The organism is Streptomyces sp. ID05-26A, assembly GCF_033794685.1.
GTDB lineage: Bacteria > Actinomycetota > Actinomycetes > Mycobacteriales > Pseudonocardiaceae > Lentzea.
Genome location: NZ_JARAYZ010000001.1, coordinates 599274 through 619056 on the forward strand (window position 1 = coordinate 599274; position 19783 = coordinate 619056).

At 68.5% G+C, this 19783-nt stretch carries 24 protein-coding genes; 11 read left to right on the plus strand and 13 right to left on the minus strand.

Annotated features, from left to right (window positions below; translation table 11 throughout):
• Nucleotides 1-37: 37 nt before the first annotated feature.
• Both PV646_RS02895 and PV646_RS02900 read left to right on the plus strand, forming a co-directional pair.
• A complete protein-coding gene (locus PV646_RS02895; RefSeq protein ID WP_500339889.1) occupies nt 38-652 on the plus strand; it encodes a hypothetical protein in 615 nt (204 codons plus the stop codon).
• A gap of 142 nt (nt 653-794) precedes the next feature.
• Nucleotides 795-1817 (plus strand): hypothetical protein, encoded by a 1023-nt coding sequence (locus tag PV646_RS02900; RefSeq protein WP_500339890.1) that lies wholly within the window; start codon nt 795-797, stop codon nt 1815-1817.
• Between the two features lie 45 nt (nt 1818-1862).
• Here the strand turns inward: PV646_RS02900 and PV646_RS02905 are convergent, their stop codons facing one another.
• Together PV646_RS02905 and PV646_RS02910 are read right to left on the minus strand one after the other, a co-directional pair.
• Nucleotides 1863-2192 (minus strand): hypothetical protein, encoded by a 330-nt coding sequence (locus PV646_RS02905; RefSeq protein ID WP_500339892.1) that lies wholly within the window; start codon nt 2190-2192, stop codon nt 1863-1865.
• Complete coding sequence (locus PV646_RS02910) at nt 2189-2458, minus strand: hypothetical protein (RefSeq protein ID WP_500339893.1); 270 nt, start codon at nt 2456-2458, stop codon at nt 2189-2191. The genes PV646_RS02905 and PV646_RS02910 overlap by 4 nt, the downstream gene beginning before the upstream one ends.
• A gap of 116 nt (nt 2459-2574) precedes the next feature.
• Between PV646_RS02910 and PV646_RS02915 the strand changes: the two genes are divergently transcribed.
• From PV646_RS02915 to PV646_RS02930, 4 genes are all read left to right on the plus strand, one after another.
• Nucleotides 2575-3903, plus strand: coding sequence for an NsdA family TPR-like regulatory protein (locus tag PV646_RS02915; RefSeq protein WP_500339894.1), 1329 nt, complete (start codon nt 2575-2577; stop codon nt 3901-3903).
• Between the two features lie 16 nt (nt 3904-3919).
• Nucleotides 3920-4543: a 2'-5' RNA ligase family protein gene (locus tag PV646_RS02920; protein ID WP_500339895.1), complete on the plus strand. Its 624-nt coding sequence runs from the start codon at nt 3920-3922 to the stop codon at nt 4541-4543.
• Nucleotides 4544-4670: 127 nt separating this feature from the next.
• Nucleotides 4671-5285, plus strand: coding sequence for a DUF433 domain-containing protein (locus tag PV646_RS02925; protein ID WP_360047355.1), 615 nt, complete (start codon nt 4671-4673; stop codon nt 5283-5285).
• On the plus strand, nt 5282-5740 hold the full coding sequence (locus PV646_RS02930; RefSeq protein WP_360047356.1) for a PIN-like domain-containing protein: 459 nt from the start codon (nt 5282-5284) through the stop codon (nt 5738-5740). The genes PV646_RS02925 and PV646_RS02930 overlap by 4 nt, the downstream gene beginning before the upstream one ends.
• Nucleotides 5741-5759: 19 nt before the next feature.
• On the opposite strand, the gene PV646_RS02935 is transcribed toward PV646_RS02930, so the two are convergent.
• Nucleotides 5760-6749, minus strand: a complete 990-nt coding sequence (locus tag PV646_RS02935) for a site-specific integrase (protein ID WP_500339896.1) — start codon at nt 6747-6749, stop codon at nt 5760-5762.
• A gap of 456 nt (nt 6750-7205) precedes the next feature.
• Between PV646_RS02935 and PV646_RS02940 the strand changes: the two genes are divergently transcribed.
• Nucleotides 7206-7562, plus strand: a complete 357-nt coding sequence (locus PV646_RS02940) for a site-specific integrase (protein WP_500342248.1) — start codon at nt 7206-7208, stop codon at nt 7560-7562.
• Nucleotides 7563-7680: 118 nt separating this feature from the next.
• On the opposite strand, the gene PV646_RS02945 is transcribed toward PV646_RS02940, so the two are convergent.
• A complete protein-coding gene (locus PV646_RS02945; protein ID WP_500339897.1) occupies nt 7681-8973 on the minus strand; it encodes an AlbA family DNA-binding domain-containing protein in 1293 nt (430 codons plus the stop codon).
• Between the two features lie 137 nt (nt 8974-9110).
• Between PV646_RS02945 and PV646_RS02950 the strand changes: the two genes are divergently transcribed.
• Entirely contained in the window at nt 9111-9566 is a 456-nt protein-coding gene (locus PV646_RS02950; protein WP_500339898.1) for a hypothetical protein, read from the plus strand.
• Nucleotides 9567-9639: 73 nt separating this feature from the next.
• Here the strand turns inward: PV646_RS02950 and PV646_RS02955 are convergent, their stop codons facing one another.
• Nucleotides 9640-10452 (minus strand): hypothetical protein, encoded by an 813-nt coding sequence (locus tag PV646_RS02955; protein WP_500339899.1) that lies wholly within the window; start codon nt 10450-10452, stop codon nt 9640-9642.
• Between the two features lie 127 nt (nt 10453-10579).
• Nucleotides 10580-11161, minus strand: a complete 582-nt coding sequence (locus tag PV646_RS02960; protein WP_500339900.1) for a DUF6919 domain-containing protein — start codon at nt 11159-11161, stop codon at nt 10580-10582.
• A gap of 351 nt (nt 11162-11512) precedes the next feature.
• Here PV646_RS02960 and PV646_RS02965 point away from each other — a divergent pair, with 351 nt between their 5' ends.
• The 3 genes from PV646_RS02965 to PV646_RS02975 all read left to right on the plus strand — a co-directional run bounded on the left by PV646_RS02965 (nt 11513) and on the right by PV646_RS02975 (nt 13933).
• Nucleotides 11513-12154 (plus strand): hypothetical protein, encoded by a 642-nt coding sequence (locus tag PV646_RS02965; RefSeq protein WP_500339901.1) that lies wholly within the window; start codon nt 11513-11515, stop codon nt 12152-12154.
• 248 nt (nt 12155-12402) lie between these two features.
• A complete protein-coding gene (locus tag PV646_RS02970) occupies nt 12403-12978 on the plus strand; it encodes a hypothetical protein (protein ID WP_500339902.1) in 576 nt (191 codons plus the stop codon).
• Nucleotides 12971-13933 (plus strand): hypothetical protein, encoded by a 963-nt coding sequence (locus PV646_RS02975; protein ID WP_500339903.1) that lies wholly within the window; start codon nt 12971-12973, stop codon nt 13931-13933. The genes PV646_RS02970 and PV646_RS02975 overlap by 8 nt, the downstream gene beginning before the upstream one ends.
• 51 nt (nt 13934-13984) lie before the next feature.
• Here the strand turns inward: PV646_RS02975 and PV646_RS02980 are convergent, their stop codons facing one another.
• The 7 genes from PV646_RS02980 to PV646_RS03010 form a co-directional block, all read right to left on the minus strand.
• Nucleotides 13985-14572 carry a hypothetical protein gene (locus PV646_RS02980; RefSeq protein WP_500339904.1) on the minus strand — a complete coding sequence of 196 codons (588 nt, stop codon included), beginning with the start codon at nt 14570-14572 and terminating at the stop codon, nt 13985-13987.
• 368 nt (nt 14573-14940) lie between these two features.
• The gene (locus tag PV646_RS02985; protein WP_500339905.1) at nt 14941-16494 is read right to left on the minus strand and encodes a relaxase/mobilization nuclease domain-containing protein; all 1554 of its coding nucleotides are present in this window, start codon (nt 16492-16494) and stop codon (nt 14941-14943) included.
• Nucleotides 16491-16895, minus strand: coding sequence for a plasmid mobilization protein (locus tag PV646_RS02990; RefSeq protein ID WP_500339906.1), 405 nt, complete (start codon nt 16893-16895; stop codon nt 16491-16493). The genes PV646_RS02985 and PV646_RS02990 overlap by 4 nt, the downstream gene beginning before the upstream one ends.
• A 417-nt stretch (nt 16896-17312) precedes the next feature.
• Nucleotides 17313-18488 (minus strand): AAA family ATPase, encoded by a 1176-nt coding sequence (locus tag PV646_RS02995; RefSeq protein WP_500339907.1) that lies wholly within the window; start codon nt 18486-18488, stop codon nt 17313-17315.
• Nucleotides 18485-18727, minus strand: a complete 243-nt coding sequence (locus PV646_RS03000) for a hypothetical protein (RefSeq protein WP_500339908.1) — start codon at nt 18725-18727, stop codon at nt 18485-18487. Before PV646_RS03000 ends, PV646_RS02995 begins: the two co-directional genes overlap by 4 nt.
• Nucleotides 18727-18936: a helix-turn-helix domain-containing protein gene (locus PV646_RS03005; RefSeq protein ID WP_500339909.1), complete on the minus strand. Its 210-nt coding sequence runs from the start codon at nt 18934-18936 to the stop codon at nt 18727-18729. Before PV646_RS03005 ends, PV646_RS03000 begins: the two co-directional genes overlap by 1 nt.
• Nucleotides 18937-18981: 45 nt before the next feature.
• On the minus strand, nt 18982-19707 hold the full coding sequence (locus tag PV646_RS03010; RefSeq protein ID WP_500339910.1) for a hypothetical protein: 726 nt from the start codon (nt 19705-19707) through the stop codon (nt 18982-18984).
• Nucleotides 19708-19783: the final 76 nt, after the last annotated feature.

The window sequence follows — 19783 nt, forward strand, 5'->3', positions numbered from 1 at the left end:
TATGCGCCGACGCAGAGTCGGCGGGACGGAGGCGGAGGTGGACACCGGAGACGCGGCGACCTGGTTCGCGGCGGGGGTCGCGATCATCGCGGCAGTGGTCGCGATGAGCAACGCGAACTCCGCCAAGACGCAGGCCGGGGCAGCCCTCAAGCAAGCCTTCGAGGCGAAGAAGGCGCGAGAGGCCGCCGAAGCTCAGGTGGCCGAAGCACAGAAGGCCGCCACGGCTGCGGAGCAACAGGTCGAGATCATGCGACAGACTCTCGCCGCCGAGAACGCCGACCGCCACGAACGAAGTGGTCCTCAGTTCACCATCGCTGAAGGGCGACGACGAAGAGGGATGGGCAGAATCATCGGGGTCACGATGCTCTCTGGCCCAGCAGTCGTATGGGTGAGGCCAAGTTGGACGAACGACGACTCGGTGCACGAGACGGATGGCAATGATGTAGGCGCGCTCCAGTCAGGTGACTACGCGATCCAAAGGATGGTCACGAACCGCAGCTTTGACATCGAAGTCAGCCTTCCAAAGATCACGAAACCCGTCGAGATTGAGGTCTACCTCCACTGCACCGACGGCGCGGACGAGAACCGCATCTGGGAACGCACCTACTCAGTGACGTTGAACCCGCCTCCCAGCGTGAAGATCATTACCTAGCCGCCCGCATCAGAGGCCCCGTCCTCACAGCACCACTAGTTCGGGTGTCTGCATCGCCGCCTCCCGCAAGCTGCCGCTGTCTGGTCGTACTCTCACCAACTCAGACAAGCGCCGAGCGGGGACGGCGGGATGAGGAGCCCGTGTGGATGCAGGAAACTGGATCACGATCGCCGCTGCTTCTGTCGCTGCGGCGGTAGCCGCCTGGCAAGCGTATGAAGCTAGGAAGGCGCGTAAAGCCTCAAGAGACCAGGCTGACCGGGCGTTGGACGCTCTAGCGGAGAGCAAAAAACAGAGCGCGGCAGCCGAGAAGTCCGCGACATCGGCGATGCTGGCCCTTGGTACCGCAGAGCGAGCGGCAGATGCCGCAGAGGTTCAGGTACACCTAGCCCGTCGAGCGGTAGTCGCCGCTGAAGCACAGGCGTTTGAGGCCCGGAGGGCGAACGAAATCGCCCTCCTCAAGGACAGTGACCAGGACGAACGCGGTCAGCCAGCATCGGCAGATGTTGAGCCGACGGCACAGATGGAGGCGGAGGCCGCGGCACAGGCAGCTCAGGCCCGGCAGGTACGAGGGTCGCTGGCCAACATGGGCGGCCTCTCGCTCAAGGTGACGAACTACGGAGTCGAGACCGTTTTCGACCTTGAGCTCGAATCCATCGAAGCAATCGGCTTCCCCGATCTGCTGTGGAGAGCGAATCCCCGAACCATCCCGAGCAGGACCACGTGGGACACCCTCGAACCTCACAAGTCACGAACCTTCTACGTCGAGTTCACCGACGAGGAGGGCGTCGCGCACCGGGCACCCAGCAGGGAGTACCGCTTCACGATCAGCTACACCACGGCCAGTGGACGCTGGCGTCGGACTGGTAACGCGGAGCCGGTCCGCGTGGAGCAGGGCGATACGGAAAGCACGCGTGTCGCCGCTTCCGAGGCGAGCCGTAGGTTTCAGCTCCTTCGCGAACTCGCCAACCGGATCGCAGGCAACCACCAGATCAACATTGCGGCGTTGCCTGAGCAGCTGGGTGTGGACGATGACCTGGTCCAGGAAGACCTGCGTCGGTTGTACGAGGATCGCCACATCATCGCGCTGCCTGGAGATGACAGGATCGTGTCGGTACACGAGATCACCGCGATGGGACGGGACGCCTTGGAGCGGAGCGGCTACTGAGGTGCTCTGCTTGAGCATCTCGCGCCAGGACTGCGAAGCAGACCGCTAGCGCGGTCCCTTGCCCTTCGCCAGGCGCGGAGCTAGACGATCGGCGGGGTGGGGCAACACCATGAACTCGTGCACGACCTCGGCGAGCGCTCCGGCGAACTCCCACACGATCGCGTTGTCCCGGTCGGTGCGGATGCCAAGCGCGTCGTCCTCGTCCTTGCACCTGATCGAGTCCGTCCAGCCGCCGGGCCACTTGTGGAACCCGTCCAGGTAGTCCTGCTCCGGCTCCATCGGCAGGAACTTCCACCCGCCGTCCTTCAGGTCGAGCAGGTGTTGCAGGACCGGGTACATGGCGACGAGCCCAGAGCTGGGAACGATGAGGTTCACGACGCACGCCCCACGGGCGCAATGGAACCGTCCAGAGCGGCCAGGTCGGGGTCACTGGCCGCTCTGGACGGAGTCGGGTAGCGGGGTGCCTTGTCCGCGCCGCAGCGCTGGCGCAGCTCGGCCACGCTGATTCGGCCGGCCAGAGCCGCGCGGACGCGGTCGGCCTGGCGGCGGCGCAACGTCTCGCGGCGGACGTGGTGACCGAGCCAGCAGACCAGGCCAACGGCGACGGCCCCCAGCATCGTCACGATCGCAATTGCACCCATGTGCTCAGAGTCGACCGATCCCAGCAGCCGGTGCAGGGCATCACGCGGGGCAGATCGGGGCAGGCCGGGGCACGCAGCTCCATGACTCGCCGCATCAGCGCGGTTACGCTCGAATCGTGCCGGAGCCGAACCCCCTCCTCCGAGCGGTCCGCGAAGCCACCGCGTCCCGCCAGGTGACGGGTGCGCGCATGAGCCGCCGCGAGCTGGCCGAGGCCGCCTGCGCCTGGCTCTGGGAGACCACCCGCCAGCGCTTCCCGCTGGACGCGCACTACATCGCGAAGATCGAGCGCGGCGCAGTCGGGGTGCCCTCGGATCACTACCGGGCCGCGTTGCGTGCCGTGCTAGGCGTCGCGTCGGATGCCGACCTCGGCTTCAGCACGACCAACAAGACCTCGTCGGCACCGGCCGTCATCGTGTCGACTCCGGCGAGCGTGAGCACGGTCAAGGAGGTGCTGATGAGCGCGGCCGACGAGTCCGCCGAGTTCCTCGCGTGGGCCGAGTCCACGAACGTCGGTGAACTGACGATCGAGCAGATGCACTCCGAGGTGCGGCGCATCGCGCGCTCCTACCTCAAGATGCCCACGCTCCCTCTGTTCGCACGCACGAAAGCGTTGCGGGACAGGGCTTTCACGCTGCTGGCCGGACACCAGGCGCCGCAGATGTCGAGGGAGCTGTACGCGGCTGCTGGCTGGTCGCTCACCGTGCTCGCGTGGATGTCCGTGGACCTTGGCCGGCCAGACGCCGCCGAGGACCACGCCCGTACCGCGTGGCTGTGCGCCGAGCGTGCCGACTACAACCCGCTGCGCGCCTGGGTGCGGGCGACGCAGCACACCGCGTCGTTCTGGCAGGACGACTACCTGGCGGCAGCCGACTACGCGGCGGACGGGCTGCGCTACACCGCCACCGGCTCCGCCGAGCTGTACCTCTCCAGTGCCCTCGCGCTCGACCTCGCGCGGGCAGGTGACGCAGGTCCTGCGGCCGAGGCACTCCTACGCGCCCAGGACGCGGCGAACCGGCTCACCCGCGCCGATGACGAGCTGGCAGGGCCGTTCACGTGCTCTCTGGACCGCGCGGGATCGCTCTGGGCAGACACCCGGCTCTCCCTCGGCGAGGCAGACGAGGCCTTGGCCTACGCGGACCGGGCGGTGGCGGCGTTCGAGGAACAGCCCTCGCATCTGCGCAACCTCGGCTCCGAGCGCATGACCCGGCTCGTGCAGGTCAAGGCCCACCTCGTGCGCGGCGACATGGGCGGAGCCGAGCACACCCTTGGGCCGGTTCTGGAGACCGCGCCGCAGCTCCGCGTCCGGCCCTTGCTGCACCGCGTCGCCGAGGTCGACATGATCGCGGCGCAGACCGGCAACCCTCGGGACCCGATCACCCGCCGCGTGCGGGGCTCGATCGCCGAGTTCCAGCGTGACAGTGTGATCAAGGAGCTGTCCGCGTAGACCTGGGAGGCGTGCCGTGACCGAGCTGGAGCCCATGCGAGACCACTGGTGGTGGCGTCCAGGCTGGGAGGCCGGACGCTCCTTCTATACGTGGCACATCACGTTCGCGGACCAGCCCGAGGCGCACGCCCTCGTGGAGCATTACGCGCCCGTGCTCGCGCAGCTCCCCCAGCTCGACCCCGTGCCGGTGAAGTGGCTGCACCTCACGCTCCAGGGCATCGGCTTCACCGACGAGGTAAGCCGCGGTGACGTGGACCAGATCGTGGAGGCCGCACGCGCGAGGTGCGCAGCGTTGAAGCCGTTCACGCTCACCATCGGCCCTGCTCACGTCGACCCCGAGACCATCCAGATGCCTGGCCGGCCACTGGAGCCGGTGGCCGAACTCCGCCTTGCGATCCGTGCCGCGATTGGGGACGTGTGGGGCGTGAAGAACGTCCCGGAGCGAGAGGACGGGTTCCGGGCTCACGTCAGCCTCGGGTACTGCAACTCCGCTGGACCGGCCGAACCGGTCGCCGAGGCATTGAAGGCGCACGGAGAGCGCACGGCGAACGTGACCGTGTCCTCTGTGTCGTTGATCGACCTCAACCGGGACCGCAAGGCGTACGAGTGGACCGACGTGGCGACGGTTCGGTTGGGTTAGCCGAGGACGCGGTGGTAACACCAGGGCCAGGATCAGCGACCAATCCCCGAGACCACAGGACTGGCGGGGGTTGTGAGCATCCGTGATGATGACGCTTCGGTTTAGGCTTCGACGGGTGGTGAGGTAAATGGCATTTCCTAGCGCCCTGGCATCCATACTTACCGGCGCATCCCCTAGCCAGCTCGCCAACTGGCGGCAGCATCCCGCCCTCCTTGTCCCTGAGATTCAAACCTCTCCCAGGGCCTTGTACTCATTTCAGGACCTGGTGGCGCTTCGAACTTTCGTGCACCTGCGCAAAGAGGTACCCCTCCAGCGCATCCGAAAAGCGCTAGCCGGACTGCGTGAGCTGGACTTGACGGAACATCCGTCCCGCTATCAATTCACCACAGACGGCGAATCGGTGTTCCTAGTAGAAAATGGCGTAGCCGTTGACCTGGTACGCAAGGGGCAGATTGTAATAACGAGCCTTGAAAACGTCTACGGTCCTTTCATAAACCTTCAGGGCCACGAAGTCGTGGACTTTCAGCGGCCTCGCCCTCTTCTCCGCGTAGACGTTGCACGCCTTGGCGGCTGGCCCACCATAGACGGAACCCGAGTGGCGTTCGACTCGGTAGCGAGCCTGGTGGAAGGTGGCCTACCTCCCGAACGGGTGGCGAACTACTACCCCCGAGTGGGCCGGGAAGCCGCGCTTGACGCCCTGAGCCTCCAAGAGTCGATCAACCACGTCGGGGAGGCAGCGTGAAGTTCTTCCTGGACGAGAACGCCCCCATCACGATGCTGGGGCCACTGCGAGACCTCTTCTACGACCACGAGTTCCGCTCCGCAGAAAATGAAGGCACTACGGCAATGACGGACATTGCCCTGTTCGAGCTGCTGGGTTCCAGGAAGTTCGACGCCATCATCACGCGCGATCAGAACCAGCTCCGCGACGCTGACGAACGTGCAGCGCTAATCCACAACGGCCTTCACTGGATCGGCCTGGGCGGCGCATCGATCAAGGGCATACGCGGCATAGCGCTGGAAACCGCAGCCGTCATGGGCTCCATGCCCGAAATCGTGGAGCACATGCGGGAACTGGAATCCCCGTCCGCGTTCCACGTGAAGGGCCTCGGAGCGCAGCCAGGGCAGCGGTATCGCTTGAGTCCCATGCTTCTCCCGGACGGCTCGACCGGCCGGGCTCGCGCTGCGGCGGCCTGAGTAGCACTCCAGGCAGCGACTACAGCCCGATGCCGACCACCGCGTTGTCCGCCCACTGGTCCACGGTGCGCATGTAGTCGTAGGGGACCGGCGAGTTGGGGGCGTGGCCGGTGTGCTGGCTGATCGTCTTGGCGTCGTGCCCTGCCCGCCGCGCCTCGGTGGCCAGGCCCGCGCGGGCGGAGTGGCCGGTGAACCGCACGGTGACGCCCGCCCGCTCTCCTGCCGTGGTGATGATGGTCCCGACCGACTGGGCGGCCAGGCCGCCGAGGATGCGCCCGTGCCGGTTGATGCGCCGGAAGGCCGGACCCTCGGTGATGCTGGACGCGTCGAGCCACGCGCGCCAAGCCCTGACGGGACAGGTGCTCTCGTGCGAGCCGTACGGGACGGCCACGGTGCGCCCGCCGGTCTTGCCGGACCGGATGGTGATCACCAGGCCCTCCGCGGCTTCCACTACATCGGAGACGAGCAGGGCGGCCACCTCGGAGCGGCGGCCCGCGACGGAGAACGCGATCAGCACCACGGCGCGGTCCCGGACGCCGTTGAGGGTCTCGGGACACGCGGCGGAGATCGCGCGCAGGTGCTTGATCTCCATCGCCGGGGCCTTCCCACGGCCGCGCTTCTCCCCCGCCTCGGCGAGCCGACGCCGGTAGCCATTCAGTGCCGCCCTGGCGGCCTCTGTGGCGGCCTTGGGCGGCTCCGCGCCGTGCTGGCGGAGGCCGACGACAGCACCGGCCAGGCGGCGGTCCACGGTCGTCGGAGCGGCGTCCTGGCGCTCCAGCCACACGACGAAGCCGACGAGCGCCCCGGCGGTCGCGGAGTCCTCGGGGATGCCCAGCTCGGTGACGTACCGCGCCCAGACCTTCCAGTCACCCTCGTAGGCGCGCTGGGTGTTCGCGGGCCGCTGGGTGCGGACGTACTCCTGGGCCGCCGTGTCGAGCGCGGCGAGACGCTCCTCCGGGGTGGCGGGGAGGGCGTCAACGGGGGCGGCCTGGACCAGATCCTGACTCACGATATGGCAACTCGTCGACAACTGACCGAACATGATCAACAACCGTCTGAAGCGTGCTCGCGACGGAAGGTTTCTGCACGTACGTCTACGTCGCCATGCAGGACGTCCGACAGAAGGCGATGTCCCCACGGCCGGGCTGCGCCGACAGGCGGAGCCCGGAACGGCGCTGGCTTCATGCGCCAACAGGAGTCCGTCTTCCTCGACGCTCGGCTCGCCCAGGGCTTCTCTACCCTGCAGCAGCCGCGGGAGAAGACTTCCGGACCGGTCGCTCATATGAATCAGGGGCCAGCCAGGTGTTCTCGAAGTCCCTGCCTCGCCGTACCGATGACGGGGTCTACCGGGTCGACGGCCTCTGGCTCGCGTCGTGACAGATGAGTCATCGGGTTCTCCATCGCGTCCCGCCGCAGCGAGCTCTCCAGCCTCGACGTCGACGACGTCGTCGAGCAGCCAGAGGGACTGCTGGTCACCGTCCGGTTCGGTAAGACCGGCGCTCGCACCGTCGCGGTCGGCCCCGGCACCACCCCGCTGACCTGCCCGGTCACCGCGACCCAGGCCTGGATCGCCGCGGCGGAGCTGACCGAGGGGCCGCTGTTCCGGCGGATCACCCGCTGGGGCCAGCTGCTGCCCGACCGGCTCTCCGGCCGCGCGCTGGGCGAGATCGTCACGAAGACCGGGCAGCGTGCGCAGGTAGCGGTAAAGCTGACCGGGCACTCGATGCGCTCCGGGCTGGCCACCGAGGCCCGCCGCGCCGGCCACGACGCCAAGACCATCGCCGCCCAGGGCGGCTGGCGCCCGAACTCCAAAGAGCTGTAACGCTACATGCAGATCGTTGACCAGTGGAGCGACAACGCTCTCAACGGCATCGGCCTGTAGGGCCCCGGCCACGTGCGGCCGGGACATGGCTGCAGGCGCTGTTCGGCCTGGACCTCGGCTACTGGTCAGGCGTCTTCGTGTCACGCTCGGCAGGCGGGCCAAGGTAGCTGTCGGTCTCGTAGCGGTCGAGCACGCCGAACCCGCGGGCGAACCGCATCATCAGTCGGCGGGTCACCGCAGCCGGCTGCTCCGCGAGTTCGATGGTGCTGGCCATCGTGCCCGTCACGTAGCGGTCCTCGCTGAAGGTGTCGAGCTCCTCGGGATCGGTTCGATACTGCAGCCGCTCCGGCACCTCGTCCGCACGCCCCATCAAACCGGTCACGCCGACAGCGAACTGCCACTGCCCGGCATAGCCGAACTTGGCCCCGAGCGCGCCGGCCAGCTTGACCGTGCCGCGGACCAGGCCCAGCACGTGCCCGACTCGCACGGCCAAGAAGTCCTTGCCCACCAGCTTCATGTTGCTCGACATGGCGTTGGCGTACAGGGTGAGTGTGCCGTCGTCCCAGACCTCCAGGTCCGACGCGACGCGACGCCCCCGCTCTCCCGGCTCATGCTTCATCCGGCGGCCACGCAGGTTCGGCGAGCACCAGCCGACCCCTCTCGCCCGATGCTCGTTGTACTTCAGCAACCGGTGCCATGTCGTGTCCGCGTCGTCTGGCGCCGCTTCAAAGATCAGGGATCTAATCGCAGGGTCGATCAAGTGCTCGGTGAGCAGTTCCGGCGGGCTGGCGAGCGGCTTCGCCACCACATACAGGCGAGTATCACCGGACTTCTGGACCGGGTCCCGGGCGATCTCGTTGTCGATCAGTTCCTCGGCGAGGACCTGACGTGCGCGGCGTATGACGTGCAGGCGCTCGACTTCGGCATCGGAGAGCACGTGCTTCACCGAGTCGCCACGGCCGTGGTATTTGCCCTTGACCATGTGCGGCGCGAGCGGGCTGGGCGGCACTTCCACGGCCAGCACGCCCTGGTTCGCCCCGCCTGGAGCGCTGGGGTCGACGATGCGGTGGCACCGCACGAACAACGGCGGATCGCAGCGGTAGCGCACGATCTGCTCGATCTTCTCGGGGAGCCCGTCCAGCGGCTGCGGCTGCACGGAGAAGGTGCCTGCCTGCTTGTCCTCAACGATGCCGATCAGCAGCACGCCGCCGTCGTTGGCGAACGAGGCGAGGTCACGCGCCAACTCCTCCTTCTTCCCGGGGCTGAAGCCGACCTCCTGCTTGGCCTCAAGCCAATGGCCCTCGGCTAGCTCGCCGGCGTCGAGCAGAGCCTGGACGTCGGCAAGGGTGCGTGGTTGCCAGCGGGGCAGTTCAGGCCCCAGGTACAGCACGGTCGGTGCGGGCTCGATCATGCCGCCATCATCGAGCGTTCCGAGCCACGGCCGCCATCGCCGATCAGCCGCGCACACCCTGACCCGACGACCGACGTGCTGATCAACCCGAGAGGTAAGAATGAAGATCACTCGCATCGAAAGGACCGCATCCACCGATGAGCACCTACTGGTTGCGCACCCACGACGGCGTGCTCGTTCGCGCCGACTGGATCATGAACATCAGCCCTGTCCGGTCCCAGCGATCCAGCGCCGGGACCTACCAGGTCACCCTCACCACCGTCGTACCTGCCGGCGGCAGCGGACAGTTCGGAACCCACCTCGAACCGGTGTCGTACCCGTTCGCCTACCTCGACTCCCAGGCCGACGCTGATCTCCTGGCGTTCAACATCGTCGCCACGCTGGCCCAACCGCGCGACGACGCGGCGGTTCTGATCGTCGAGGACGGAGGACTGGACGTCGTCACGGCGGACGATTTCTATGCGTACGTGTCCGCAGTCGCGACCGCGGAGGGAACCCCGCTCAAACACTCCGAACCGCGGGTCAAGACCCGCTGGTCCTCGATCACTCCGCGCCGTAAGTCGTTGGCTAACAGGGACTCCGACGAGTCCTGACGGCCCCAAGGTCGACCTGGTCACTCGTGCGCCGCCTCGTCTGCGTCGACGTCGACATCGAACAGGGATGCCGCTACGACTGGCCGAGCAGCCACTGCCATCGTGTCTGGTTCCGATCGATCGCGGCCCTGGCTAGCCCGCCGATCACGGCGGGCAGTTCCTGCGGGTTTTCCCAGCCGTGGATGCGGGCGATCAGCCGCAGGGCGTGCTCGCCAAGCTGATGCACGGCCGCCTGGTCCCGGTCGCCGAGCCGCCGTCCACAGCCCAGGCACTCGTAGGAAACGGAGTCGCCCTGGACGAGCTCGCGTACCTGGCAGTCCCGGTCCAGCACCGGGACGACGTCGAGGATCGTGCGCCACGGTTCGCCGTCGCGCGTGGGGTTGCGCGCGGCGCGCAGGGCGACGGTGAGTTTTCCCTTGGCGTCGAAGTCCTCCGGGTCCAGCCAGGGACGCAGCAGGGCCGTCCACTCGCGCGTCACCCCGTTGCTGAGCATCTGCTCCGAGGGGTTGATCGTGCCGTCGGAGTTCCAGACCGGGGCGTCGGCACGGCCCCACACCCGGTAGCGCCACTCGCGTTCCCGCTGTTCGTCGGCGGTGAGCGAGAGTCCTGATGCCACGACGCGGATGATCCGCGCCCGCCTGCAGCGCAGGAAGACGTCCGGGAACCAGGCGTTGTCCGGGTCGGGGTGCAGCGCGCCCACGGGTTCTACTTCGTAGACGTCACCGGGAACCACCCGGCCGTCACGAGCGCAGTAGCGGCTGGCGAACCCGGCCGCGACGCCCTCGTCGGTGGTGAGGTAGGTCCAGGCGGGATCGTGCACGGCGTAGCGGGAGAAGTACCGGTAGGAGACACCGAGCTCGGCCGCGGACAACAGCACCGTGCCCACTGCCAGACCTGGCGCGCCTCCGTGGAAGTACGGGCCCCCGCCGGGGACCCGCCGACGAGCCCTCGCCGACTTTCCCAACACCGTCTCCTTCTCCGCCGAATGATCCTGCGGCCGGTGCTGATGGCGTTCAGCCGGCGGCGCCGGTGAATCGGCGCAGCTGATCCCACAGCAGGTCGTTGCGCCCCCAGACGGGGTCGACGATGTGCAGTTGCCAGGCATCGCCCAAGGCCTCGATCGCGGCTTCGGACAGGTCGTCGCCGTAGATGTCGTAGAGGTGGCCCAGGTCCGCCGGGCTGCCGAGCCAGGTGAACTCCTGGCCGTCGTCGACGGTGACGACTACCTGGCCGCCTTCTTGGCTGCCGGGCGGGAAGATGAGCGTGACCAGGTCGGTGTGCAGGGTCGCGCGCCGCAGCAGGTCCGCGGTGTGTTCGGTGCAGAACCCGTCCAGCGAGGCCCGTTGCGCGTGGCCGTCGACCAGGGGTTCGCCAGGCTGGGAGAAGGTGGTAAGCACGCCGGCCCGATTGACTGCGGCGAGCACCTCTACCAGCTCAGAGGTCTCCGGGTCGGGGCCTGGGGCGCCGTATCCCGGCTGATAGGTGATGGTGCCGTCGAGCCACTGCGCCATCAGCTCACCGAGCTGGCCGACAGTGGCCGGGCCCTTCCACAACAGGCGGTGCTCTTCGGCCCGGCCGTACTCGTCGACCTGCACGCGGTCCGTTCCTCTTCGCTCGAGTGTCCTATTGCGGTGGAGACTGCCCGATGTCATCGCAGGTCAGCGACTGGGTTGCACCGGCGTGAGCATCCCATCCGACCTACGCAGATATAGGCGGTGAAACAACAAGGCACCCCCTGGCGAAGTGCCTGAGGGTGCCTGATGTACACTACGAAGCGGATCTCTGTATGCATAGAGATCACGGCATCCTAGCTAACGTTTGTATCTGGCGATATCAAACTTAACCCCCAACGACGGGGGGCGTCAAGCCGAGTTGCCACCCGATCGGGCTGGCAGCGGTGACGTGCGACACGGGGTGCTGTCCTACGTTGAACAGGAGAAACACGTTTGAACAGCCCCAACATCAAGATCAGTGGCCTCGTCTGGCTCGACTACGTCCTGGCCGGTCCGCGTCGTGCGGTGAAGCTGGTCAAGGCGCACAAGAAGCGCTACCTCGATCCGGCCTCGATGGCCTGGTCCGGCTACGAGAAGTTGTTCGGCGCGATGCGCCAGTGCCTCAACTCGCCTGACCCGCAGGCGACGATGCAGGGCGCGGTCGCCTGGGCGGATGCCCGTCAGGACTGGCGCGGCCCGGTCTACCGCCAGGCGGCGGACGGGTTCCTCGCCCTGGTCGCGAAGCTGCCGGGACGCCGCCCGACCGGCGTCAAGGTTCAGCAGCCGCAGTGGATCGAGGGCGGGCTGACCGTCACGGTGCGCAACCTGCTGGGCATCCGCCTGAGTAACGGCAAGCTGTTGCTAGTGGCGCCGTACTGCAAGGAGCCGGAGCTCGACCAGGAGTCCGCAGACATCCTGCTGTACATCCTCGAGTCCGTCGTCGACCAGGCGCTGCCCGGCGCGACCCCGGTCCTGTGGGACCTGCGCCGCGGCAAGGCCTTCACCTTGCACGCCCGCGCGAACCGTCCCGAGCTGGACGTCGCGGTGCGCGGCCTGGTCGCGAAGTACCTCACCGAGTGGGATCTGGCCGCGTAGGCCACGACGCGGGGAGGAGACGCGCGCCGGCCTCGGCCGCGTTTCCTCCCCACACGCTGCCGCTGATCCGTCACCGGAGCCTGTGCCGCTGGTCAGCGGCCTGGTCCGTGTGCCCCTTCACCAGGACCGATGACGCCGTCCGCCTGCACGGCCCGGTGTTGTTGGTACTGCTGGCTACATTGCGAACACGTCCAGTAGCCGCGCCCTGATCCCAGGGCGCGTCACGCCCCTTTTGGAGAGTGTCGTTCGTGGATGTCTCTGTCGATCCCCGGTCCGAGTACCGCGCCGCACAGACACGACTCGATGAACTAGCTGGTCAGCTCGACGCCGCCGAGCCGGGTAGCTCCGCTCAGGTGGCCGCCTACAACGAGGTCTCCCGGGCGGTGAAGGAGCTCGCGCGGCTGCGCGGCGAACTGCCCGCCAAGCTGCGCGCACGCGACATCGCCCACCACGAGCCGCGCACGCGTTCCCTGGCGGCGGCGGGCGTGCTCGCCGGCGTCGGCGTCATCGCGGCCGTCGTCTTCGGTTCCACCAGCGCGGCGCTGCTGTTGCTGCTCGCGCCGCCGCTGGCCGGGTCGCTGCTGCTGGTGGTCCGGCCGGTGTCGTGGGGCACGGCCACGCCCGAGGACCACTACATGACCGCGCTGTTCGCGCTGGTCGCGACGCTCGGCTGCCTGGCCGTCGCCCTGCTCACCGCCTGGCTGCTGATCCTCGCGATCCCCGCGGCCGTCATGGCGACCGTGGGCTGGACCGACATGGTCGGCCTGATCTCCCTGCCCGCCACCACGAACTCCAGCACCGCCAAGGGGGCGCAGCGTGTCTGAGGACGTCGAGGAACTACAGAGCCAGATCGAGGAGCTCGTCGAGCGGCTGGACCGGCTCACCGGGCACGACTCCTGGATGAAGCTGTCCAGCGTCACCGACCGACTCGACGCACTGGAAGGCAGCGTCGAGCACCACTCCGTTCACGACCTCGCCGACGAGGTCGAGCGGCTGCGCCGCACCGTCACCGAGCTGACCGGCACCCCCGACGACCCCATCGTCTCGACCCGCAGCCTCGACGAACGCCTGCGCCTGCTCGAACGGCGCACCCGCATCACCGCCAAGACCAAGACCGCCGACCTGGACACCTGGCCCGCCAGCACCCAGAAACTGCTGCAGGCCATCCGAGACGGCGACACCTACCGCCCCTCACTGCTCGGCGATCACCAGCAGCGCGCCTACGACTTCCGCATCGCCGAACCGCAACGGCTCGACCAGCAACGCCAGCAGCACTTCAAGGCCAGCGCGGCGGCCGCGCACGCGATGGCCGCCGCAGGCGACGACGCCGCCGCGTGGGAACAGGCCCGGACCTCCTGGAACACGGCCGTCACCGCGATCCAGGACCTCGGCCCGCGACTCGACGAGGCTCAGGAGAGCTCCGCGGCCGAACGCGAGAAACTCGGCCTCGCGCTGTTCGCCCACAACGCCGCGGTCCCGATCGTCCTGGAGGGCGGGCGGTGCCGCACCGTACTGCAGACCATCATCCGCACCCGCCTCGCCGACGCGCTGCGCGACGACCTGCTGCTGCCCGGCTGGTTCGACCGCGTCCTGGGCCCCACCGCCCCGGCCGAGAACACCGAACTATGGCTCGACACCGCCGTTGACGTCATCCTCTACCGCCTGCAGCACGAGATCACCGACCCCGTGATCGCACTGGGAAGCCGCCCCAGTAGCCACGGCCAGCGGCAAACCCAGTTCGACCGGCTGAGCACCTCGTGCTCCTCACTCAGGACCTGACCCCATGCGCACGGCCGCCAAGCACCCAGGCGCGCTCGGCGGCCGTGCGGCTCAGGTCTTGAGGCCGGTGATGAGCCTGCGGGCGGCCGACTTGGTCAGCCGCTTGACCGCCGTCATCGCCCGCTCCCGCTCGCCGCGCGCCGCGATCTTCGTGCCCTTGATCGCGGCCGCGAACTCAGCGGCGAACCGCTCCTTGCTCGCCCCGGTGATCAGCGACTCCACGTACTTCAGCTGCGCCGGCGAGATCGGTTCGGTCTTGGACGCCGCCGCACGGGCACGCAGGGGCGCGTACATGCGATCGTTGTCGGCCTTGCGCTCAGCCTCGGCAGCAGGGCTGCGGTCAATGACGATGACCTGCTCGAACCAGTCCTGCGTGCTCAGCTCACCGGTGACGGCCTCCCACAGCGCGCCCGTGGTCAGCCGTTGCTCGTCGACATCCTCGGTCAGGCCGGGCCCGACGAACACGACGAAGCTGCCGCCGTCACGCACCACAGTGAATCCGGCCGGGACGGCGTGGTGAGTGATCCAGTTGTTCCCGCAACCGCAACGACTGTCGTGGTAGCGACCCCACTTGCCCGTCAACGCCTCGTAGACCAACCGGTCGCCGTAGTACTTCGGATCGCGCGTGAACCCTGACATTCCGCGATCCTCACACCCCGGATCAGCGCCTCCCGGCGATGACGAACGAGCGTCGGCCCACCATCGCCAAAGACCATCCGTTCGGGTGTCACGACCGCAGACGTGAGCAGCCGAGCGACTTATCGTGAGCCAGAGCCTTTATCCAGCGTTTTGTATCCGCGCCGCTTAGCCTGCCTGACATGGGTCGACCACCGCGCTGCTGCCCCAGAGCTGACCATGAACTCCATGGCGCGGTTAATCTTGCTGGCGCCCGCGTATCACAAAGATGGGCTGGCTGCCCACCCCTCGGGCGGTCAGGTCCAGGAGCTGACCGCCCGGCGCAGCAGCGACGCGCGCGTGAACAGCACTTGATCATTGCGCTGCCGCTATCAGCGTGCTCGGCCGCGATATGCGTCCGGTAGCGGATCATGTCCTCGTCTGGGTGGTCGCTGTCGGGTTGTGCGTCGTTGGTCTGGCTGTAGTCCCGGTGTCGTGTTAGGCGTCGGTGTGCCCGTGGCGTGGCGAGGCGCTCTCACACTGTTGTGCTCCCAGGTGCCGCCGTCGATGTTCACGAGGTCGGCAGCGCGTTGCGCCGCAGCGGCTTGCCGTGTTTGTCCGGCCTGTTGTCGCCATGCCGCGGTCTGGGCCAGGAGCCCGGCGAGGGCGACGAGCAGGGCGACAGCCGCCACGCTGGTGCTGGCGCGTTTGGACAGGATGCCTGCCTTGAGGAGTGCTCGGGCGGCGGTGCGGAGTTCGACGGCGGCCTGGGACCACTGGACGGGTTGGACCCGGTGGGGTGCAGTAGCAGCCCATTCGTAGGCGGCGGCGGCCTCGGTGAGGGCACCGGGTGTCGGTCTGTCGATCGTTGTCGCCACGGCGATGAGCATGTCAGCGGCGGCGTGGGTGATGCCGTCGCCACCTCCACCGGTCGAGGTGTCGCTCGCGTCGAGGAGTGCCGCTAGGTGGCTTCGAGCATTCTCGGTGGCCTGCGTCGCCCGCGCCAGCAGATCGTTCGCGTCGCGACGCGCCCCCGCAAGCTCGTCGTCGGGACCGGCCGCTGCGCTGGTGGCGGCCCAGCGGTTGGTGAGTTTGGGTGCGGACAGGTCGTGGGCGAGGCTGCCGCCGCCGTACCAGACCCGGCCGTCCGGCGAGGTGGTGCTCCAGTCCCCGGATGCCGCGACGCGGTAGCCGGTCAGGGAGCCGTGGTGGTCCCAGCGGGCTTCCACGGTCACCAGCAGCTCTCGTTGGAGGAGTTGGATGAACTCGGTCGCCGATGCCGCTTCGGCCGCGGCGGCGCGGACTGCCCGACGCAGGAAGTCGCGGCTGGTGCCGGGTCGGTGATTGCGGGCGGCCTTCTCGGTTTCGGCTCGGGTCGGGCGGATCGCCGCGGTCTTGTCGGCTGGGGAGGTGCGGGTGAGGCCGAGGCGGTTCTCGACGTCCAGGCACCATTGCCTCCAGCGGGGCCAGTCGCGGTAGGTGTCGGCGATGGTGCCGTCGCCCCGGACGAGGTTGACGGCGAGGTGGACGTGGTCGTTGCCGTCCTTGCTGGGGCCGTGATGGACCGCGACCCAGCGGCAGCCGGCGCGACCGTCGTCGGTCGGGCCGAAGCCCACGCGGTCGACGGCCTCCTCGACCAGTGCGCGCCACCGGGCGTCGCCGAGCTGTCCGTCCTGGCGGGGTAGGGACAGGGCGACGTGGTAGACGTGGCCGCCGTCGAGCTGGACGGCGTGCCCGGTCATGGGTGCGTCGATCTCCCGTGCCAGCCGGGCCAGCCACCCGCGTCGGCGTTCGGCGAACACACCGCCCGCCAGCCACTCGGGGTCCCAGGAGGCGATCAGGTGCGGGTTGGTGTGTTCGTTGCTCTTGCCGGGGCCGAACAGGTAGCGCAGCAGCCCGTAGGTGTCCTTGCCGTACTTGCCCTTGGCCGGTGCCTTGGCAATCACAGCGACTCCTCGCGCGAGGAGTCGGCCGGGTCGATCGCCTCCATCACCGTGCGGAGTTGGTCGAGCGTGACGGCGAGGTAGTCCAAGGCGGCGGGCAGCCCAGGTAGCGGATGGCCGGTGCTGTTGGCGACGGTGGCGATCTGGTTGAGGTTGGTGCTGATGCGGATAAGCCGGGTCTCGACGGTGTCGAGTCGTTCGGCCCACCACCGCTGCTGCCGCAGGCTCCACCCGGTGTCGGTGTCGCGCAACCCGGACTCGACCAGGTAGCGCGGCACCGACAGTCCCGCCACAGCGGCACGGACGATCAGGGCGGCGTAGGTGGTCTCGGTGGTGCGGACGTGGATGCTGACGGGCGAGCCGCCCCTCACGCGACGCTGCCGCCGCGCCTTCCGTTGCGTCATCAGTCCCCCCGACTGATCGGCGGGCGTGCCCCCTGCACGCCCGTTGGTGTCGGCCACGTCGTCGTGGCCGTGGTCTGGCATCCGGTTACCGGATGACTAACTTGCTGACCCGTCACCAGGCTGGCGCAGAAGTCCTTGCCAGTACTGGGTTTTTGCCCCGGTAACGCCCTGCGGAACTGGGTCCGTCGACGTCTGCGGCGTGCTTGAGTTCGCACCGGGAGCGGCGTCGGCAGGCGCGCGGAATACACCCGCCGACTCACCTTCCGGCAGCCGGCGGCCCGGCTCGGCACCGGTCCTGCGTGCCGCTGGCCGCCCTCGCCCCTGACGGATCGGTCGGACTCGGGGAAGGCGGCGGTCTCGTGCGCGCTCCCGACGGGCGCCGAGGGATCGCCATTCGGCTCATTGGGCTCAATCCGTTCACCCCCTGGTTGCTTGATCCGAATGAGCCGAATGAGGGTCGGCGGGCTCCAGCGACCACACCGATCCGCCCTTGTACCCGACGCGGGTGAACGTCACCCCTGCCTTCGATCGCGCCCGCTTGAGGGTCGACTCGGCGATCCCGTCCGCCCTAGCGGCAGTGAGGATGTCCCTGAACTTCGCCGAGCCGCCCTGCTCCACGAGGTAGCCCCGCAGCCACTCGGCGGCCTCGGTCCGCTCGGCCTGGGACTCCCCCTCGCTCGCCCTGGACTCGCGCAGGATGTCCTCCACCGAGCGCTGCGACTCGCCCAGGAACACGAACCGCCCCGTGCGGGCGACCCCCGCCGGGGTGGGGATCTCGGCCTCCTCGACCCGATAAGACAGCGACGGCAGGCGCCGACGCCCCAGGCTGTTCTTCACCTGGGTCACCACACCTCGGTCGTCGTCGACGGTGTCGTCGGGAGCGAACCCGAACACCGACCGCGGCACGTTCTTGAACGCCCCCGACCCGGTGATCAACGACGCGGCGTCGGCGTGCCCGCCCTTGCCGAAGTGCGCGATGCCCATCACCACCGCGCCCGTCCGGTCGGCGATCCCCGCGACCGGGTCCAGCACCTGCCGCACCTGCCGCTCCCGATGCGTGTCGATCCGCTCGGAGATCACCGACATCAGCGGATCGACCACGATCAGCGCCACCCGGTCGTGGACGATCGTCTGCTCCAGCAGGTCGTTGTCCACCGGCAGGGACAGTTGCACAACGCGGTCCAGTTCGGTCACCACGTCGAACCGCGCCACCTTGGTGAGGTCGGCTCCCGCTGCGATGAGCCGGGGCACCAGGGTGTGCTTCCAGGAGTCCTCCACCGCCACGTACAACACGGTGCGGACCTGCCCGTGGAAGGCACCGGGCAGCAGCCCGCGGGTGATCTGCGCGGCCATCCAGATCCCGAACGAGGACTTCCCGGTCCCCTCCCGACCGGCCGCCACCGTCAGCGATCCAGCCGGAATGCGGCCCTGTCCCTCGGGTTCCCACGCCCACGACACCGGCTCCGGCTCGATCTCGGAGGCCCACGTCAACCGAGCCCGGCGGCCGACGCCCGCGGGCGCGTCGGCCGCCGGGCCGGACGGCGCGGCCTGTGGGGCGGTGTGCCTGCTTGATGTGTCCGGTGACCGGGTCATCGCGCCCGCCTTCCGCCGTTGGAGGTGCGCCGCTCGATCCGGGTTCTGTGTGCGGTCGCACTGGTGCCCAGAAGGCTGGTCAGGCGCGCTTTCTGCTCGGTCGACAGCGGTGGGGCGCAGTCCACGAGCTTCTTGATGTAGTCCTCGAGGCCCGCGGTGGCGGGTGCCCAGACGGCGTCGCGGCACGTGCTCGTGCGGCGCGGATTCGGCGCGCGGCCGGGGTTTTCGTGGTGCGTCACTACCGCTCACCCGCCTGCCCGGTGACTCGGCGGGCGGCGGCGAAGGCGTCGAGATCGGGCAACGCGACACGGATCGCGCGCCCGAACCTGACGTAGGGCAGGTTGCCTTCCCGGATGGCCCGGCGCAGCGAGACCACGGAGAGGTTCAGGTACGCCGCCGCCTCGGTGATCTTGAGGTAAGCGGTCGGAATGGTGTTGTCGTCTGCCACGGTGTGGCCCTTCCAGCACAGGAAGGCCGACGACGGGCTGTGGGACTAAGGCGTTCCCCCCGGACGCTCACAGCTCGACGCGGCCCTCGCTGCAAGCGACAGCGAGGGACCGTCCCGTCCCGGCGCACGCGCGACACGAGGGCCTTGCATCACCAGGCGGCCTGGCGGCCGGACCACCTGGGGAGGTCTCTTCAGCACCGGCAGCCATCCCGCCGTACGCCGGGCGGTCGCCATGCCGGTGATCAGCCAGAGCAGAATCAGCAGCAACTCGGTGGGATACCGGCGCAGCGCGGTCAGGGACAGCAGGAGAAGCACGCGCACGATGCGCAGCGTGTCCTCCGCCAGTCTGTCCAGGGCCGCAAGCAGGTCCGGACGCGTGTACTGGAGGTTCCCCGCCGAGTGCCGGAACGCCGGTCGCTCGGCCGTGAGGATCGACTTCGGGTTGTGGAAGATCAGCTGGCCGAACTCGGTCCACGGCAGCCCGCCAGCGGGATGCAGCATCCGCTCCCGGTGACGATGCCTGCCCGCGATGCGGGCTCGCTCGCGGTCCCACTGCTCGACCTGCGCGAGGAAACCGTCCACCTGGCCCCTAGGCGTCTCGGCCAGCAGTGCCTCGCGGCGCTCCGCGCTCAACCCGGCACTGGCCTTGCGCCAGTACGCCGCTTTCCGGCGGATCTCATCCGCCGAGTAGCAGAAGCCGAGCTGCGCCGGACCCGCCAGCACCCTCGCCACATCACTCGCCGTCACATCGCGACCGACCACTACCCCCATACAGACCAGCGTAGATCACAAAAGAGCAGGAGGCGACCCACAAGATCCGTCACGGATTGTCACAGCGGGTCGCCTT

Coding starts and splice junctions, on each gene's coding strand:
- PV646_RS03010 (WP_500339910.1), bottom strand. CDS start 19,707: ATGGGGGTAGTGGTCGGTCGCGATGTGACGGCGAGTGATGTGGCGAGG.
- PV646_RS02945 (WP_500339897.1), bottom strand. CDS start 8,973: ATGATCGAGCCCGCACCGACCGTGCTGTACCTGGGGCCTGAACTGCCC.
- PV646_RS02910 (WP_500339893.1), bottom strand. CDS start 2,458: ATGGGTGCAATTGCGATCGTGACGATGCTGGGGGCCGTCGCCGTTGGC.
- PV646_RS02950 (WP_500339898.1), top strand. CDS start 9,111: ATGAGCACCTACTGGTTGCGCACCCACGACGGCGTGCTCGTTCGCGCC.
- PV646_RS02995 (WP_500339907.1), bottom strand. CDS start 18,488: ATGACCCGGTCACCGGACACATCAAGCAGGCACACCGCCCCACAGGCC.
- PV646_RS02980 (WP_500339904.1), bottom strand. CDS start 14,572: ATGTCAGGGTTCACGCGCGATCCGAAGTACTACGGCGACCGGTTGGTC.
- PV646_RS02925 (WP_360047355.1), top strand. CDS start 4,671: ATGGCATTTCCTAGCGCCCTGGCATCCATACTTACCGGCGCATCCCCT.
- PV646_RS02990 (WP_500339906.1), bottom strand. CDS start 16,895: ATGACGCAACGGAAGGCGCGGCGGCAGCGTCGCGTGAGGGGCGGCTCG.